The 14494-nt window shown below is 65.7% G+C and carries 14 protein-coding genes; 9 read left to right on the forward strand and 5 right to left on the reverse strand.

Features of this window, described 5'->3' with window-relative positions:
• Positions 1 to 5: 5 nt before the first annotated feature.
• The gene (locus N5A92_RS18620) at positions 6 to 728 is read right to left on the reverse strand and encodes a GntR family transcriptional regulator (protein WP_260905380.1); all 723 of its coding nucleotides are present in this window, start codon (positions 726 to 728) and stop codon (positions 6 to 8) included.
• A 164-nt stretch (positions 729 to 892) separates the two neighbouring features.
• Here N5A92_RS18620 and araD point away from each other — a divergent pair, with 164 nt between their 5' ends.
• A complete protein-coding gene (araD, locus tag N5A92_RS18625) occupies positions 893 to 2635 on the forward strand; it encodes an L-arabinonate dehydratase (RefSeq protein ID WP_260905381.1) in 1743 nt (580 codons plus the stop codon).
• Between the two features lie 14 nt (positions 2636 to 2649).
• The gene (locus N5A92_RS18630) at positions 2650 to 3375 is read left to right on the forward strand and encodes a ribonuclease activity regulator RraA (RefSeq protein ID WP_260905382.1); all 726 of its coding nucleotides are present in this window, start codon (positions 2650 to 2652) and stop codon (positions 3373 to 3375) included.
• 33 nt (positions 3376 to 3408) lie between these two features.
• Here N5A92_RS18630 and N5A92_RS18635 read toward each other — a convergent pair whose 3' ends face one another.
• The gene (locus tag N5A92_RS18635; protein WP_260905383.1) at positions 3409 to 3801 is read right to left on the reverse strand and encodes a VOC family protein; all 393 of its coding nucleotides are present in this window, start codon (positions 3799 to 3801) and stop codon (positions 3409 to 3411) included.
• Positions 3802 to 3961: 160 nt separating this feature from the next.
• Here N5A92_RS18635 and N5A92_RS18640 point away from each other — a divergent pair, with 160 nt between their 5' ends.
• Positions 3962 to 4246, forward strand: coding sequence for an acylphosphatase (locus N5A92_RS18640; RefSeq protein WP_260905384.1), 285 nt, complete (start codon positions 3962 to 3964; stop codon positions 4244 to 4246).
• A gap of 39 nt (positions 4247 to 4285) precedes the next feature.
• Here the strand turns inward: N5A92_RS18640 and N5A92_RS18645 are convergent, their stop codons facing one another.
• The 3 genes from N5A92_RS18645 to N5A92_RS18655 form a co-directional block, all read right to left on the reverse strand.
• Positions 4286 to 5803 carry a tripartite tricarboxylate transporter permease gene (locus N5A92_RS18645; protein WP_260905385.1) on the reverse strand — a complete coding sequence of 506 codons (1518 nt, stop codon included), beginning with the start codon at positions 5801 to 5803 and terminating at the stop codon, positions 4286 to 4288.
• Position 5804: 1 nt separating this feature from the next.
• On the reverse strand, positions 5805 to 6236 hold the full coding sequence (locus tag N5A92_RS18650) for a tripartite tricarboxylate transporter TctB family protein (protein ID WP_260905386.1): 432 nt from the start codon (positions 6234 to 6236) through the stop codon (positions 5805 to 5807).
• A gap of 74 nt (positions 6237 to 6310) precedes the next feature.
• Entirely contained in the window at positions 6311 to 7294 is a 984-nt protein-coding gene (locus N5A92_RS18655) for a Bug family tripartite tricarboxylate transporter substrate binding protein (RefSeq protein ID WP_260905387.1), read from the reverse strand.
• Positions 7295 to 7400: 106 nt separating this feature from the next.
• Here N5A92_RS18655 and N5A92_RS18660 point away from each other — a divergent pair, with 106 nt between their 5' ends.
• The 6 genes from N5A92_RS18660 to N5A92_RS18685 all read left to right on the forward strand — a co-directional run bounded on the left by N5A92_RS18660 (position 7401) and on the right by N5A92_RS18685 (position 14494).
• On the forward strand, positions 7401 to 8087 hold the full coding sequence (locus N5A92_RS18660) for a response regulator transcription factor (RefSeq protein ID WP_260905388.1): 687 nt from the start codon (positions 7401 to 7403) through the stop codon (positions 8085 to 8087).
• On the forward strand, positions 8084 to 9457 hold the full coding sequence (locus N5A92_RS18665) for a sensor histidine kinase (RefSeq protein WP_260905389.1): 1374 nt from the start codon (positions 8084 to 8086) through the stop codon (positions 9455 to 9457). Before N5A92_RS18660 ends, N5A92_RS18665 begins: the two co-directional genes overlap by 4 nt.
• Positions 9454 to 10536, forward strand: coding sequence for an ABC transporter substrate-binding protein (locus N5A92_RS18670; RefSeq protein WP_260905390.1), 1083 nt, complete (start codon positions 9454 to 9456; stop codon positions 10534 to 10536). The genes N5A92_RS18665 and N5A92_RS18670 overlap by 4 nt, the downstream gene beginning before the upstream one ends.
• Before the next feature lie 153 nt (positions 10537 to 10689).
• A complete protein-coding gene (locus N5A92_RS18675) occupies positions 10690 to 11151 on the forward strand; it encodes a GNAT family N-acetyltransferase (protein ID WP_260905391.1) in 462 nt (153 codons plus the stop codon).
• 130 nt (positions 11152 to 11281) lie between these two features.
• A complete protein-coding gene (locus N5A92_RS18680; protein WP_260905392.1) occupies positions 11282 to 12292 on the forward strand; it encodes a TAXI family TRAP transporter solute-binding subunit in 1011 nt (336 codons plus the stop codon).
• Positions 12293 to 12409: 117 nt separating this feature from the next.
• Positions 12410 to 14494 (forward strand): TRAP transporter permease, encoded by a 2085-nt coding sequence (locus N5A92_RS18685; RefSeq protein WP_260905393.1) that lies wholly within the window; start codon positions 12410 to 12412, stop codon positions 14492 to 14494.

Genomic DNA, 14494 nt, shown 5'->3' on the forward strand with positions numbered 1-14494 from the left:
GCGCCTCAGCTGAAATTGTCGGGGAACCGCTCGGCCAGTTCGTCGAGCTTGCTGAGCGTGCCGGAGAGGTGGCTGCGCATGGCCGCGCGCGCACCTTCCATATCACTCTCCTCCACAGCGGCGAGGATGGCGCGGTGGTCGGCGATCACCTGCTGCATCTTTCCCTCGTCGGGCAGATGGAGGTGGAAGCGTCGCACCCGGTCGAGCTGGCCGCTCCTCTCGTCGATCAGGGCGTAGAGGCCAAGCTTATCGGCAGCGGCGAAGAGCTGCCGGTGGAACACCTTGTCGAGCACGATGAAATCCTGGAAGTCGCCGTTCCGCTCGCTGATGGCGACCTGCCGCGCGAAGGCGTCGCGGGTGGGTGCGAGCCGGCTCTTGTCCGGATCCGCGGCCACGAGTGCGATGATCTCCGTCTCCACGGCGGAGCGCAGGAACTGGTCCTCGCGCACGCGCCGTGTATCGATACGCGTGACGACTGTGCGCGACTGCGGAAATATCTCGACCAGCCCCTCCTTCTCCAGCCGCAGGATGGCGTCACGCAGCGGCGTTTGGCTGACGCGGTAGAAATCGGAAAGCTCGCTGCGCGAAAGACTGGTGCCGGGCGGCAGCTCCAGCGATATGATGCGCTCGCGCAGGTGGCCGTAAAGCTGGTCCGCGAGCGGCAGCCTGCGGTCGAACGCCCAGTGCTTGGGCATGCTTTCAGCGCGGTTCTCGATGGCGGTGTCCATATCCGATCTCGTGTTCCTGCCTCGAACGCACATTGCCTGTCCGGGAGTGATATATTAATACATCACTTTCGCATAGGCGTCCAACACGAACAGGCGGCGGCCGCAAACGGGATGGGCGCCGGCGCCGCTTGAAGCCCGGTCGCTCGGTGGCAATTGGAGGACAGATGACGAACGCAAAGAGGCGCTCCCCCCAGGATCTGCGCAGCGCACGCTGGATGGCGCCGGATGACTTCCGCTCCTTCGGCCACCGCTCGCGCACCATGCAGATGGGCTTCGGGCCGGAAGACTGGGTGGACAAGCCCGTCATCGCGGTCGTCAACACTTGGTCCGACGCCCAGCCCTGCCATGCCCACTTCAAGCACCGCGCGGAGGACATCAAGCGCGGCATCCTCCAGGCAGGCGGCTTCCCCATGGAGCTGCCGGCGCTCTCACTCAGCGAGAGTCTCGTCAAGCCCACCACAATGCTCTACCGCAACATGCTGGCCATGGAGACGGAGGAGCTGTTGCGTTCGCACCCCATCGACGGCGCGGTGCTGATGGGCGGCTGCGACAAGACCACGCCGGGCCTCGTTATGGGCGCGCTTTCCATGGGCCTGCCTTTCATCTACGTGCCCGCCGGCCCCATGCTGCGCGGCAACTACAAGGGCAATGTGCTGGGCTCGGGCACCGACGGCTTCAAATACTGGGACGAGCGCCGCGCCGGCACCATCACCAAGGAAGAGTGGCTCGGCGTCGAAGCCGGCATCGCCCGCTCCTACGGCCATTGCATGACCATGGGCACGGCCTCCACCATGACGGCCATCGCCGAGGCGCTCGGCCTCACGCTCCCCGGCGCCAGCTCCATCCCCGCCACCGACTCCAACCATCAGCGCATGTGTGCCGCCGCCGGCCGCCGCATCGTCGACATGGTGTGGGAGGACCTCACCCCCGATAAGATCCTCACCGAAGCGGCGGTGCGCAACGCCGTCACGGTCGCCATGTCCATGGGCTGCTCCACCAACGCCGTCATCCACCTGATCGCCATCGCCCGGCGGGCGGGCATTTCTCTGACCCTCGACGATCTCGACACCATCGGCCACACAACCCCCGTCATCGCCAATGTGCGCCCGGCCGGCCAGTCTTACCTCATGGAGGATTTCTACTACGCCGGCGGTCTGCGGGCGCTGATGAACAATCTCGGCGACAAGCTCGACCGCACAGCGCTGACAGTGACCGGCCGCCCGCTCGCCGAAGGATTGGAAGGCGCGGAGGTCTATAACGAAGACGTCATCCGCACCGTCGACAACCCCGTCTATCACGAAGGCTCGCTTGCCGTTCTCAAGGGCAACCTCGCGCCCGATGGAGCGGTCATAAAACCCGCCGCCTGCGACCCGAAATTCTACAAACATTCGGGCCCCGCGCTGGTCGCCGACAGCTATGCCGAACTGAAGAAGATCATCGACGACGAGAACCTCGACATTTCGCCGGACACGGTCCTGGTCCTGCGCAACGCCGGTCCGCAAGGCGGCCCCGGTATGCCCGAATGGGGCATGATCCCCATGCCCAAGGCGCTTCTGAAGAAAGGCCACCGCGACATGCTGCGCCTTTCGGACGCCCGCATGTCCGGCACCTCCTACGGCGCCTGCGTGCTGCACGTGGCGCCGGAGGCCTATGTCGGCGGCCCGCTGGCGCTGCTTCGAACCGGCGACATCGTCGAGATCGACGTGCCCAACCGCACGCTCAACATGCGGGTCAGCGACGAGGAACTCGCCGCCCGCAGCAAAGCCTGGACACCCCCCGCGCCGCGCTACGGCCGCGGCTACGGGTGGATGTTCTCCCGCCACATCCAGCAGGCGGACAAGGGCTGCGACTTCGACTTCTTGGGCACCGAGTTCGGGCCGAGGGTGGACGAGCCGGAAATCAACTGAGGAATGGACGCGTAATGGGCATTGAAACGCTTTCGGAAGGCACCCGCGAGAAACTGATGCAGGTCTCCGTCGCCACCTTGGCGACGGCCCTCTTCAAACGCGGGTTGCGCAACCAGGTCATCCAGGACGTCCGCCCCGTGGCGCCCAAGGGGCGAAACATGGTCGGCCCGGCCTTCACGCTCCGCTACATGCCCGCCCGCGAGGACCGCAACCAGCTTGCCGAGTTCCGCAACCCGGACCATCCGCAGCGCAAGGCCATCGAGACCTGCCCGCCGGGTCATGTGCTCGTCATGGACAGCCGCAAGGATGCCCGCGCGGCATCCGCCGGCGATATTCTCATCACGCGGCTGATGGTGCGCGGCAGCGCCGGCGTCGTCACCGACGGCGGCTTTCGCGACGCGGCGGTGATCGGCGGCCTCGACATCCCCGCCTACCACAACCGTCCCTCTTCCCCGACAAACCTGACACTCCACGAGGCCATCGAGATTAATGCGCCCATCGGCTGCGGCGACGTCGCCGTCTTTCCCGGCGACATCGTGGTGGGCGATGACGACAGTGTCATAATCATCCCCGCGCATCTGGCCGATGAGGTGGCCCAAGAGGCGTTCGAGATGACGGCCTACGAGGATTTCGTGGTCGAGCAGGTCAAGGCCGGCGCAACGATCGTCGGGCTTTATCCCGCGACAAAGGAAGGGAACCTGGAAAAATTCGCCGCGTGGCGGAAGGACAAAGGGCGATAGGCTGCGCTGCATCCTGATTGGCGTTCGCGTACCTCACGCAAAATACGGATCGTCCGCATTCTTCAATTCGCAGGCGTTGCCATCGGGATCCATGAATATGCCCACCGTCCCCCAGGAAAACGACTTGATCTCGACCTCCACACCCCGCTCCCTCAGCGCCGCGGCCGCGCTTTCGACATCCTCGACATTGAGCCGCAGCGTCGTCGGGTTCTCTTTGTTCGGCTTCCGGTGGTTCCTCGCCACCCCGCCGGTTTCTACCATGAGATAGCCGTCGCCATAGCGTAGGCAGACGAGGCGCTCCTTCTCGAACCAGACCGGCAGGCCCAGCGTGTCGCGGTAGAAGTGGACGCATTCCTCGAAACGTTCGGTACCAAGAATGATGCCGAACGTCTTTACCTGAAAAGGCGGCTCGTTTTTCGTTTCCACCTACGCCTCCCGTTTGGTGCCGCCAATAATCGGCAATACAGCACCAGGTGCAACCGTTACGGCGCCACCACCACTTCCGCCTTCCTGCACCGCGCGACTTGCGACTGGATTTTCCAGATCATTGCGGCAGATTCCATTCGAAGCGAACAGGAGGCTGCCCGTGAAGGATGGTTTGGAGGCGAAACATGTGCGCGTCACCGGCAGGGTGCAGGGCGTGAACTTCCGCGCCTGGACCCGCGCGGAGGCCGAGCGGCTGGGATTGACCGGCTGGGTGCGCAACGAGCCCGACGGCGCGGTGACGGCGTTCATTGTCGGGCCAGGGGCGGCGGTCGAAACGATGCTGGAGCGGCTGGGCGAAGGCCCGCCGGCCGCTCGCGTGGCCGGTGTTTCAGCTGAAGCGACCGATTCGGAGGAAGCGCCTGACCGGTTCGCTATCGTCTACTGAGTTTTCGACCCGCTGCAGCCGGCAGGAGATCGTCGCGCCTTACGGCGCGACGATTGCACTCTTCTTGGCCCGCAGTATGCGCCCGACGAGAAGCGGCGCCACGAAACCCAGGATCGCCAGCACCCAGATCGTGATCGCTATGGGCGATCCCCACAGGATCGACAGATCCCCGTCGGAGATGGTCAGCGCGCGGCGCAGGTTCTTCTCCATCTCGTTGCCGAGCAGAATGCCGAGGATCACCGGCACCAGCGGCACATCGAGCTTGCGCAGGAGATAGCCACCCACCCCGAAGATGATCATCACCAGGAGATCGAAGGTCGAGCCCGACAGACCGTAGATGCCGACGAAGGAGACCATGGCGACTGCCGGCATGAGATACTTCGCCGGTACCTGCAGGACGCGCACGAACAGCCCCACCATGGGCACGTTGAGCAGAAGCAGCATGACATTGCCGATGAAGAGCGCGGCGATCAGCCCCCACACCACCTCCGGCTGCTGGGTGAAGAGCAGCGGCCCGGGCGTGATGTTGAGCGCCATCAGCATGGCGAGAAGCACGGCCGTCGTGCCGGAGCCCGGCACGCCGAGCGCCAGCATGGGCACCAGCGCGCCGCCGGCGGCCGCGTTATTGCCGGCCTCGGGCGCGGCCACGCCGCGCGGATCGCCCTTGCCGAAGGTGCCTTCCTTGTCCTTGAGCCGCTTCTCCAACGTATAGGCGACGAAGGAGCCGAGCGAAGCCCCTGCCCCCGGCAAGACACCGGAGAGGAAGCCGATCACCGTGCCGCGCGCCATCGAGCCCGTCGTCTTCTTGAGCATGGGCAGCGGCGCAGTCAGCCGGTTGAGCTTCGCCCTGGCATCGCCCGGTGCCGAGCCGTTCGGGTGCTCGAGGAACAGGAACACCTCAGAGATTGCGAACAAGCCGACGATGGCGATGAGGAAGTGGATGCCCTCGTAGAGATGGATCTCGCCGAAGGTGAGCCGCGGCACGCCCGTCTGATGGTCGACGCCGACCATGGCGATCGCGAGCCCCAGCGCTGCGGCGATCACGGCCTTAGCTTGACTGCGCGCGGCGATCCCGCCGAGCGTGGCGAAGGCCAGCGTGAAGAGCGCGAAATATTCGGCCGGTCCGAACAGGAGCGCCACCTTGACGAGCTGCGGCGCCAGGAACACCAACCCCCAGGTGGCGAAGAAGGCACCGACGAAGGAGGCGACGCCGGACAGCGCCAGCGCCTCGCCCGCCTGCCCCTTCTGCGTCATCGGATAACCGTCGAGCGTAGTCATCATCGCCGGCTCGTCGCCGGGAATGTTGAGCAGGATCGATGAGATACGCCCGCCATACATGGCGCCGAAATAAACCGAGGTGAGCAGGATCAGCGCCGGTGTAGCCGGCAGGCCGAGTGTGAAGGCGAGCGGGATGAGGATGGCGACGCCGTTGGCGGGGCCGAGGCCCGGCAGCGCGCCGATGATGGTGCCGAGAAAGCAGCCGATCAGTGCCAGCCCCAGGTTTTGCCAGGTGAGCGCGACGGCGAAGCCGTCGCCGAGACTTGCCAGGATATCCATGTCAGAACCCCCAGGGACCAATGGCCAGCGACAGCTTCAGAACCAGCCGGAAGATGACGAAAATACCCACCGCAATGGTGACGCCGGCGATCGAAGCGGCAACCGGCCCGGCGCCCAGCCGCCAGGAGAGCAGCCCGGCGGTGACGCTGGTGGAGATGACGAAGCCGAACTCGGGCAGCGCATAGGTGTAGGCCACCATGACGACGACGGCGAAGACGATCTCGCCGAAGCGCCCGAGATGCGGCCACACCGGCTCTGGGTCTGGCTTGAAGAGCGTGTAGAGCGCAGCCAGCGCCAGCACCACCCCAACGGCGATGGGAAATGCCTTCGGCCCCATCGGATCGGAGATGAAGCCGACCTGGGTCTGGGCGGCGAAATAGATGTACAGCATGGAAAGCAGCAGACAGGTGCCGCCCAGTATGCGATCGCTCATGGCGTCCTCCCAAGATCAAGGGATGTGGGCCGCGAAACATCCGTCTCGCGACCCGACCGCCCCTTTGCGGGTGCTTATTGCAGGATGCCGATCTCGCGGCTCAGCGCCTCGGTGTTGGCAATCTCGCCGCTGACGAAGGCGTTGAAGTCGTCGCCGAACTCGGCGAGCGGCATCAGGCCGTTGGCCTCCATCACCGCCTTCCACTCCTCGCTCTCATAGGTCGTCTTGATGGCGTCGACCCAGAAGTCGTAGGCCTCGTCGCTCATGCCACCCGGCGCATAGAAGCCGCGCCAGTTGGCGCCGACCGCATCGATGCCCTGCTCCTTGGCCGTCGGGAACTTGCCGAACTCGCCCGGCAGCCGCTCTTCTGCGAGCACCGCCAGCACCTTCAGGTCGCCCGAATCAACAAAACCCTTGGTCTCGGAGATATCGCCGGAAAACGCCTGCACGTGGCCGCCCAGGAGCTGCGTCACCGCCTCGCCGCCGCCCTCGAAGGCGACGTATTTGATCGAGCGCGCATCCTCGATGCCGGCCGCCTTGGCGGCCACCAGCACCTTCAGGTGGTCCCAGCCGCCGACAGCGGAGCCGCCGGCGAACGACACCGCGGACGGGTTCTCCTTCACCGCCTCGAACAGGTCGGCAAGCGTTTCGACGGGCGAATCCTTGGCCACGGCGATAACGCCGTAGTCGGCACCGATGGTGCCCAGCCACCGCACCTGGTCCCTGCTAGCGCCGGGGAAAGCGCCCTGGGCAAGCCGCGTCGTGGTCGCCGAGGATGCAGCGACGATCAGGCTGTCGTCACCGTTGCGCTTGGCGACCACCTCGGCGAAGGCCACGCCACCGCCGCCGCCGGCAAGGTTGGTGACCTGCACCGGGCTCGGCACGATCTTAAGATCGTAGAGCGCCTTTCCCACCTGACGGCAGGTGAAGTCCCAGCCGCCGCCGGCATTGGCCGGCGCGATGCACTCGGTGTTTCCCGCCTCGAACGCGAAAGACGCGCCCATCGGAGCGAAGGTTGCAAAAAGGGTTGCGGCACCGGCCGCTATGAGCTTCTTCATAAGGAATCCTCCCTTGTTCCTGCCGCACGGGTTTCGTGCGAAGGTTCGATGAGGATACGGCTGCAAGCTGTCACTAAGCTGTCATTTTGCGGAGGAGAAAAAGAGCGTGCGTGTTTTGGTGGTGGAGGATACCGAGGACGTCGCCGAGGCGATCCTTGCGCATTTCCAGCGCCAGGGCCACGTCTGCGACCATGCGGCAAGCCGCGAAGACGCCGCGCATTTCCTCGGGCTTACGGAGCCCTACGACCTCGTCATCCTCGACTTGAACCTGCCCGACGGTTCCGGACTGGAACTGCTCAAACAGCTCCGCGCCGCGAAGAACCCGGTGCCGGTACTGGTGCTTACCGCCCGTATGCATGTGGAGGACAAGATCGACGCGCTCGACTTCGGCGCCGACGACTATCTGGTCAAACCCTTCGACCTGCGCGAACTGGAGGCGCGCGCCCGCGCTGTCAGCCGCCGCCGGCACGGTGCTGCGGAAGCGGTGGTGGAGGCCGGCAACCTGCGCTGCAATTTCGCCGCCCGCGCCGTCGCTGTCGCTGGCCGCGAGGTGGAGTTGACGCGGCGCGAGTTCATCCTGCTCGAGGCCTTCATGGGGAATCTGGGCCGCGTGCTCGAAAAAGACGAGCTCTATTCTCGCCTCTATGGCCTGACGGGCGAGGCAGGCCTCAACGCCGTCGAAGTCTACATTGCCCGCCTCAGGCGCAAGTTGGACGGCGCCGATCTTGAGATAAAGACCCTGCGCGGCCTCGGCTATCAGGCCATGCTGCGCGAGGGGGCGAAGGCGCCATGACCGCGCTTGCCGCCGACACCGCACGCGGCCAGTCCATCGCCTTCCGGCTGGGCGTGGCCATGGTCCTCATCCTGGTCCTGGTAGTGCTGGCGAGCGTCGTTGCGGCGACGCGCTTCGGTCAGGCGGCGAGTGACGAGACCTTCGACCGGCTCCTGCGCGGGGCCGCCCTGCAGATCGCCGAGCGCGTTTCGGTGACGGACGGGCGGGTAAGAGTCGACCTGCCGGTCTCCGCCTTCGAGCTTTTGTCGCTCGCCCGCTCCGACCGCGTCTTCTACCGCGTCATCGGCCCCGACGGGCACACCATGACCGGATACGAAGACCTGCCCCTGCCACCTGGCAACGCCGGCTCTGATGCCATCTACGACGCTCGCTACAAGGACACGGCCATCCGCGCCGTCAAGCTCACGCGCCTGCTCGCCGAACGCTCCATGAGCGGACAGGTGATCATCGTCGTCGCCCAGACGACGCGCGAGCGCACCGGCCTTGCCGCCAGCATCGCCACCAACGCCGTGCTCATCATCGCTGCTGCCGGCGTGCTCCTCCTCTTCCTGGCGCTCCTCGTCCTGCGCGTGGCGCTGCGCCCGCTTGCCCGCGTCGAGCGCGCCATCCTCGAGCGTGAGGCGAACGATCTGTCGCCCATCGACGTGCCGGCGCCGGAGGAGGTCGCCGTGCTGGTGGCGGCGATCAACCGCTTCATGGGGCGGCTCGAAAGCCGCATTGAGGCCATGCAGAACTTCGTCGCCGACGCCGCCCACCAGATCCGCACGCCGATCACCGCGCTCCGTGCGCAGGCGCAGCTTGCGCTGGAGGAAAAGGACCCGGAGAGGCTCAACCGGCTGCACCGACGGCTCTATGCGCGCAGCGTAGGCCTCGGCCGGCTGGCCGACCAGCTTCTAAGTCACGCGCTGATCGCCCATCGCGCCGACACGGCCGCAAGGGAAATGATCGATCTCAGACGCGTGGCGCTGGAAGCCGAGCGCGAGACGCGTGCCGCCTCCGCCCAGGCGATCACCGTCGAGCTGCCGGACGAGGAGGTGTGGGTCGAAGGCGACCCGGTGAGCCTGCGCGAAGCGGTGAAGAACCTCCTGAACAACGCCGCCAAACATGGTGGCGCCCCCATCACAATATTGGTCGAGCGGCACGACGGATGGGCCTCGATCATGGTGCGCGACCATGGGTCCGGCATTCCCGAGGCTCTCGCCGCACGCATCGGCGAGCGCTTCACCTCGGACGGCATCAGCCCCGACAGCGCCGGGCTCGGGCTTTCCATCGTCGCCTCGGTGGCAGCCACACACGGGGCGCGCCTCGCCCGCCGCACCGGCGAGAACGGCTTCGCCATCGGTCTGGAAATCCCGGTAACGCGGCCATGAGGCGGCTCGCTCCTCTCCTCCTTGCCGCCGTCATCGCCTCGCCTGCCGGCGCGGCCGAGACGCGCATGCCGCCGCGCGGAGAAGAATCGCAGGCGCATCTGGTGATCGAGAGCACCACGGACTTCGTCATCTTCGAGCCCATCCTGCTCGCCTTCCAGCGCCAGAACCCGGGCGTTACCATCACCTACCGCGAGCTCACCACCAACGAGGTCGCCGACGATGTCGCGGCAGCCTGCGAAGAGGATCGCTTCATCGCCGACCTCGTCATTTCCTCCTCGATCGATCAGCAGCTCAAGCTGGTCAACGACGGCTGCGCCCTGCCGCTCGGCGCAGAAGCGCGCGCCGGTCTTCCCGACTGGGCGCGTTGGCGCGAGGAGCTTGTCGGCCTCACCTTCGAGCCCGCCGTCACCGTCTACAACCGCGCCTATTTCGAAAATCGTCGGGTTCCCGAAAGCCGCTTCGAGCTCATCGACCTTCTGCGCGAAAGCCAGGATTTCGTCGGCAAGGTCGGCACCTACGACATCGAAAGCTCCGGCGTCGGCTATCTCTTCGCCTTCCAGGACGCGCTGCAGGCCAGCACCTGGGGCCGTCTGGTGGAAAGCCTCGGACGCAACCGCGCGCGCCTTTTCTGCTGCACCGCCGATATCCTCGACCGGGTGGCCGACGGGCGCCTCCTCATCGGCTACAATGTACTCGGCTCCTACGCGCTTCAGCGCATCGAAAGCGACGAGCGCTTCGGCATAGTCCTCCCCGACGACTATACCCTCGTGCTCGCCCGCGCCGCCTTTGTCGCCAAAGCCGCGCGACAGCTGGAGCTTGCGGAGAACTTCATCGCCTTCATGCTGTCCGCGGAAGGCCGCGACATCCTTTCCTCCGAAATCCGCCTCCTGTCGCCCATCGACGGCCCCGAGCGGCTTGCCGCGCTGGCGGCAAGCGGTAGCGCCGACCCACAGACGCTGCGCCCCATCGCAATGACCCCGGCGCTCCTGGTGGGCCTCGACCGGGCCAAACGCGAAATCTTCCTCGAACAATGGCGCGCCGCCCTGCCGGCCGGTTCGGTGGCGGCGGGAGAGGAGTGATACCACGACGGTTGATCTGTAGCGGGGTGTCGAGGTTCCGGCATGGTCCTCGGGCTTGACCGAGGACCCATGCCGGAACTGCCACGCAGCAAACGGTCGACCTACGAAGCAACCCTTTCCCGAAACGCCGCCACCAAGCCAAGGGACCCGCCCATGCCCGACCTTCTCGTACCCCTCTACAAGCTCCCCCAAGAGCCCGGGACAGGCGTAGAGAACGGCGTCACCGTACGCCGCGCCCTGGCGCCGGAGATGCATGCTATATGTGCTTTCGCGCAGAAGCACTTCAACAAGGGCTGGGCGAGCGAGTGCTCGGTGGCGATGGCCGGCCGACCGCCGGGCGTCTACCTCGCCGTCGAGGGCAAGACGCTGCTCGGCTTCGCCTGCTATGACGCAACGGCACGTGGCTTTTTCGGCCCCACCGGCGTCAGCAAGGCCGCGCGCGGAAAAGGCCTGGGCCGCCGGCTCCTTCTGGCGACGCTCCACGCCATGCGCGAAGCCGGCTACGGCTACGCCGTCATCGGCGGTGCCGGGCCGGTTGATTTTTACCGGCGTCATTGCCCGGCAATCGAGATCCCGGACTCGGAACCTGGCATCTACGAGGGGATGCTGAGATGACGAAAAACCCCATCCCCCTTGAGGGGAGGGAAAGACACCGCCATCTCTTTACGGTTACGGGAAAGATTGATGAGTGTCATGATGGATGCTAGCTGACATTCCACCACATTTTTCCAGAGGGAGAACCGAAATGAACAGACGCCTCTTCTCGATGGTTGGGGCCATCGCATTTTGCATCGCAGCCGGCGGCGTCACGCTGGCCCAGCAACCGCAGTTTTTCCGCATCGGCACCGGCGGCACGGCCGGCACCTACTATCCCATCGGCGGTTTGATCGCCAACGCCATCTCCAACCCGCCCGGCTCGCGTCCCTGCGAGGAAGGCGGTTCCTGCGGCGTGCCGGGCCTGATCGCGACAGCGGTTTCGTCCAACGGTTCGGTAGCCAATGTCAATGCGATCGCCGGCGGCTCGCTCGAATCGGGCTTCTCGCAATCCGACGTCGCCACCTGGGCCCACGCCGGTACGGGAATCTGGGAAGACCGCGAGCCGGTGGAGAAATTGCGCGCCATCGCCAATCTCTACCCCGAGACCATCCACCTCGTCGCCAGCGCCCAAAGCGGCATCGACAGTGTTGACGATCTTGCCGGCAAGCAAGTCTCTCTCGACGAGCCGGGTTCGGGAACGCTGGTGGATGCTCGGATCATCCTGGAGGCCTACGGTCTGAGCGAGGATGACGTCGAGGCGCATTACCTCAAGCCCGACCAGGCCGCCGAGCGTATGCGCGACGGCGCGATGGACGCCTTCTTCTTCGTCGGCGGCTTCCCGGCCGGCGCCATCGCCGAGCTGGCCAGCCAGCACGACATCACCCTGGTGCCAATCTCGGGTGAAGAGGCTGCCACGGTGAGGGACGAATACACCTTCTTTGCTGAGAACATCGTTCCGGCAGGCACCTACGATGGCGTGGAAGAAGAGGTGACGACGCTTTCCGTCGGTGCCCAGTGGATCACCAGCGCCGACCAGCCCGAGGATCTGATCTACGGGATCACCAAGGCGCTGTGGAACGACAACACGCGCAAGCTTCTCGACGCGGGCCACCAGAAGGGCCAACAGATCACGCTTGAGACGGCGTTGGACGGCGTCGGCATTCCGCTCCATCCCGGCGCCGAAAAGTTCTACCGCGAAGCCGGTGTGTTGAGCGAGTAGCCTAGTTGACCGGCAGACAGCCGGCTGAACAGCGACCCGGCACCGCAGGCGCCGGGTCGCCTTCCAGATGGCGGGCGGGCAATACCGCCGCCCTCGTTTCCCGAAAGGTCGTGCAGGATGGCGGCTCCGTCTGAAGCTGAACGCACAGAGGCGTTGACCGAGCAACAGATGAAGGAGCTGGAGGAGCGCTTCGACCCGGAAGTGCGGTTCCGCCCCTTGCCGCCCCTCCTCGGCTGGACCGCCGCCGGCGCGCTGTTCATCCTCTCCTGCTATCACTACTACACCGCCGGCTTCGGCATCCCGCAGGCAACGACCCATCGCGGCCTGCACCTTGCCTTCACGCTGGCGCTTACCTTCGTCTTCTTTGCCGCCTGGGGACAACCGCGCGAGCCGCGTTCCGGCCTCCTGAGGCCACTGGGCCTGCCGCTATATGACTGGCTCTTCGCCATCGCCGGCGCCGTGACGGCGCTTTATGTTCCATGGATCTTCAACGACCTGGCCTTCCGCGTCGGCAACCCGCTGCCCATCGACGTTTTCATGGGCACGGTCCTGATCGTCGTGATGTTGGAAGCCACCCGGCGGGCCATGGGATGGCCGCTGCCGGTGATCGCGATCCTGTTCATCGCCTATGCCTATTTCGGCCGGTCGATGCCGGGCGTCCTGGCGCATCCGGGGGCGAGTTGGGACAACATCGTCAACCACCTTTACCTGACCAGTCAGGGCATCTACGGCACGGCCCTCGGCGTCATCTCTACCTACGTGTTCCACTTCGTCCTGTTTGGCGTGCTGGCCACGCGGATCGGGCTCGGGCAGCTCTTCATCGATCTCGCCTCCGCGCTCGCGGGGCGCTATTCCGGGGGTCCCGCCAAGGTGTCGGTCCTGTCTTCGGCGATGCTCGGCTCCATCTCTGGCTCGTCCATCGCCAACACGGTGACCACCGGCTCGCTCACCATTCCCGCCATGATCCGCATCGGCTATCCGCGCCACTTCGCTGCCGCGGTCGAAGCGGCCAGCTCCACCGGCGGGCAGATCACGCCGCCTGTCATGGGCGCGGTCGCCTTCCTGATGATCGAGTATCTCGGCGTGCCGCTGACGACGATCCTCACCGCCGCGCTGGTGCCGGCCTTCATGCATTTCTTCGGCGTTTTGGTGCAGGTGCATCTCGAGGCGCGGCGGCGCGGCCTCCGCGGGCTGACCAAGGACGAGCTTCCGGTCGCCTGGGTCGTCTTCAAGGCCGGCTGGCTGACGACGCTGCCGCTGTTCGTGCTGGTGGCCGTGCTCCTGTCCGGCAAGACGCCCTATCTCGCCGCCTTCTGGGGCATCACCTCCTGCCTTCTCGTCCTGGTGATCCAGAACCTGATCCGCCACGACATCCGCACCGCGCTCAGCGAAAGCGTCCGCGAGACCTGGGATGGTTTGGTGGTGGGTGCGAAGTACTCGCTCTCCGTCACGGCGGCGGCAGCGCTCGTCGGCGTCGTCATCGGCGTCGTTACGCTGACCGGCGTGGGCTTCAAGATCGCCTACATGGTCACCTCCATCGCCGCCGGATGGGCTCAAAGCGTGTCGGCCAGCCTCGCGTTTCTGCCCTTCGAGGTGCTGAGCGTCACAGCGCTGACGCTGCTGTTCACGCTCATCATGACGGCGGTGGTGTGCGTCCTGATGGGCTGCGGCATTCCCACCACGGCAAACTACCTCATCATGATTGCCGTGGCGGCGCCGATTCTGGGCCTGCTCGGCGTTGAGCCGCTCGTCGCCCATTTCTTCGTCTTCTATTACGGCGTGCTGGCCGACATCACACCGCCCGTGGCCTTGGCGGCCTATGCCGCCGCCGGCATTGCCGGGGCCAACGCCTTCAAGGCCGGCAACACCGCCTTTCGGCTTGGTATGGGCAAGGCACTGGTGCCTTTCGTCTTCGTGTTCTCGCCCTCCTTGCTGCTCGTCGTCGAAGGCTTCAGCTGGACCGAATTCCTGCTCGCTGGGACCGGTGCGATGGCGGGCATCTGGATGCTCTCGGCCGCCTTCGCCAACTGGCTTTTCGCACCGCTACGTGCATACGAACGAGCACTCCTCATAGTGGCCGCGATCCTGCTGGTGGCTCCGGACCTTTACGCCACACTCGTGGGCGTCGTTCTCGTTGCGCCCGTGTTCCTGCGGCAGGTGCCTTTCATCGGCGGGGAGGCGGCGGCAGGCAAAGAGCGGTGA

Origin of the sequence: Chelativorans salis (assembly GCF_025336525.1) — a bacterium.
GTDB classification, from domain to species: domain Bacteria; phylum Pseudomonadota; class Alphaproteobacteria; order Rhizobiales; family Rhizobiaceae; genus Chelativorans; species Chelativorans salis.

Excerpts from the sequence above, each read along its gene's own strand:
- N5A92_RS18650 (WP_260905386.1), bottom strand. The coding sequence starts at position 6,236 with ATGAGCGATCGCATACTGGGCGGCACCTGTCTGCTGCTTTCCATGCTG.
- N5A92_RS18675 (WP_260905391.1), top strand. The coding sequence starts at position 10,690 with ATGCCCGACCTTCTCGTACCCCTCTACAAGCTCCCCCAAGAGCCCGGG.
- N5A92_RS18665 (WP_260905389.1), top strand. The coding sequence starts at position 8,084 with ATGACCGCGCTTGCCGCCGACACCGCACGCGGCCAGTCCATCGCCTTC.
- N5A92_RS18630 (WP_260905382.1), top strand. The coding sequence starts at position 2,650 with ATGGGCATTGAAACGCTTTCGGAAGGCACCCGCGAGAAACTGATGCAG.
- N5A92_RS18680 (WP_260905392.1), top strand. The coding sequence starts at position 11,282 with ATGAACAGACGCCTCTTCTCGATGGTTGGGGCCATCGCATTTTGCATC.
- N5A92_RS18645 (WP_260905385.1), bottom strand. The coding sequence starts at position 5,803 with ATGGATATCCTGGCAAGTCTCGGCGACGGCTTCGCCGTCGCGCTCACC.
- N5A92_RS18655 (WP_260905387.1), bottom strand. The coding sequence starts at position 7,294 with ATGAAGAAGCTCATAGCGGCCGGTGCCGCAACCCTTTTTGCAACCTTC.
- N5A92_RS18620 (WP_260905380.1), bottom strand. The coding sequence starts at position 728 with ATGGACACCGCCATCGAGAACCGCGCTGAAAGCATGCCCAAGCACTGG.
- N5A92_RS18685 (WP_260905393.1), top strand. The coding sequence starts at position 12,410 with ATGGCGGCTCCGTCTGAAGCTGAACGCACAGAGGCGTTGACCGAGCAA.
- araD (WP_260905381.1), top strand. The coding sequence starts at position 893 with ATGACGAACGCAAAGAGGCGCTCCCCCCAGGATCTGCGCAGCGCACGC.
- N5A92_RS18670 (WP_260905390.1), top strand. The coding sequence starts at position 9,454 with ATGAGGCGGCTCGCTCCTCTCCTCCTTGCCGCCGTCATCGCCTCGCCT.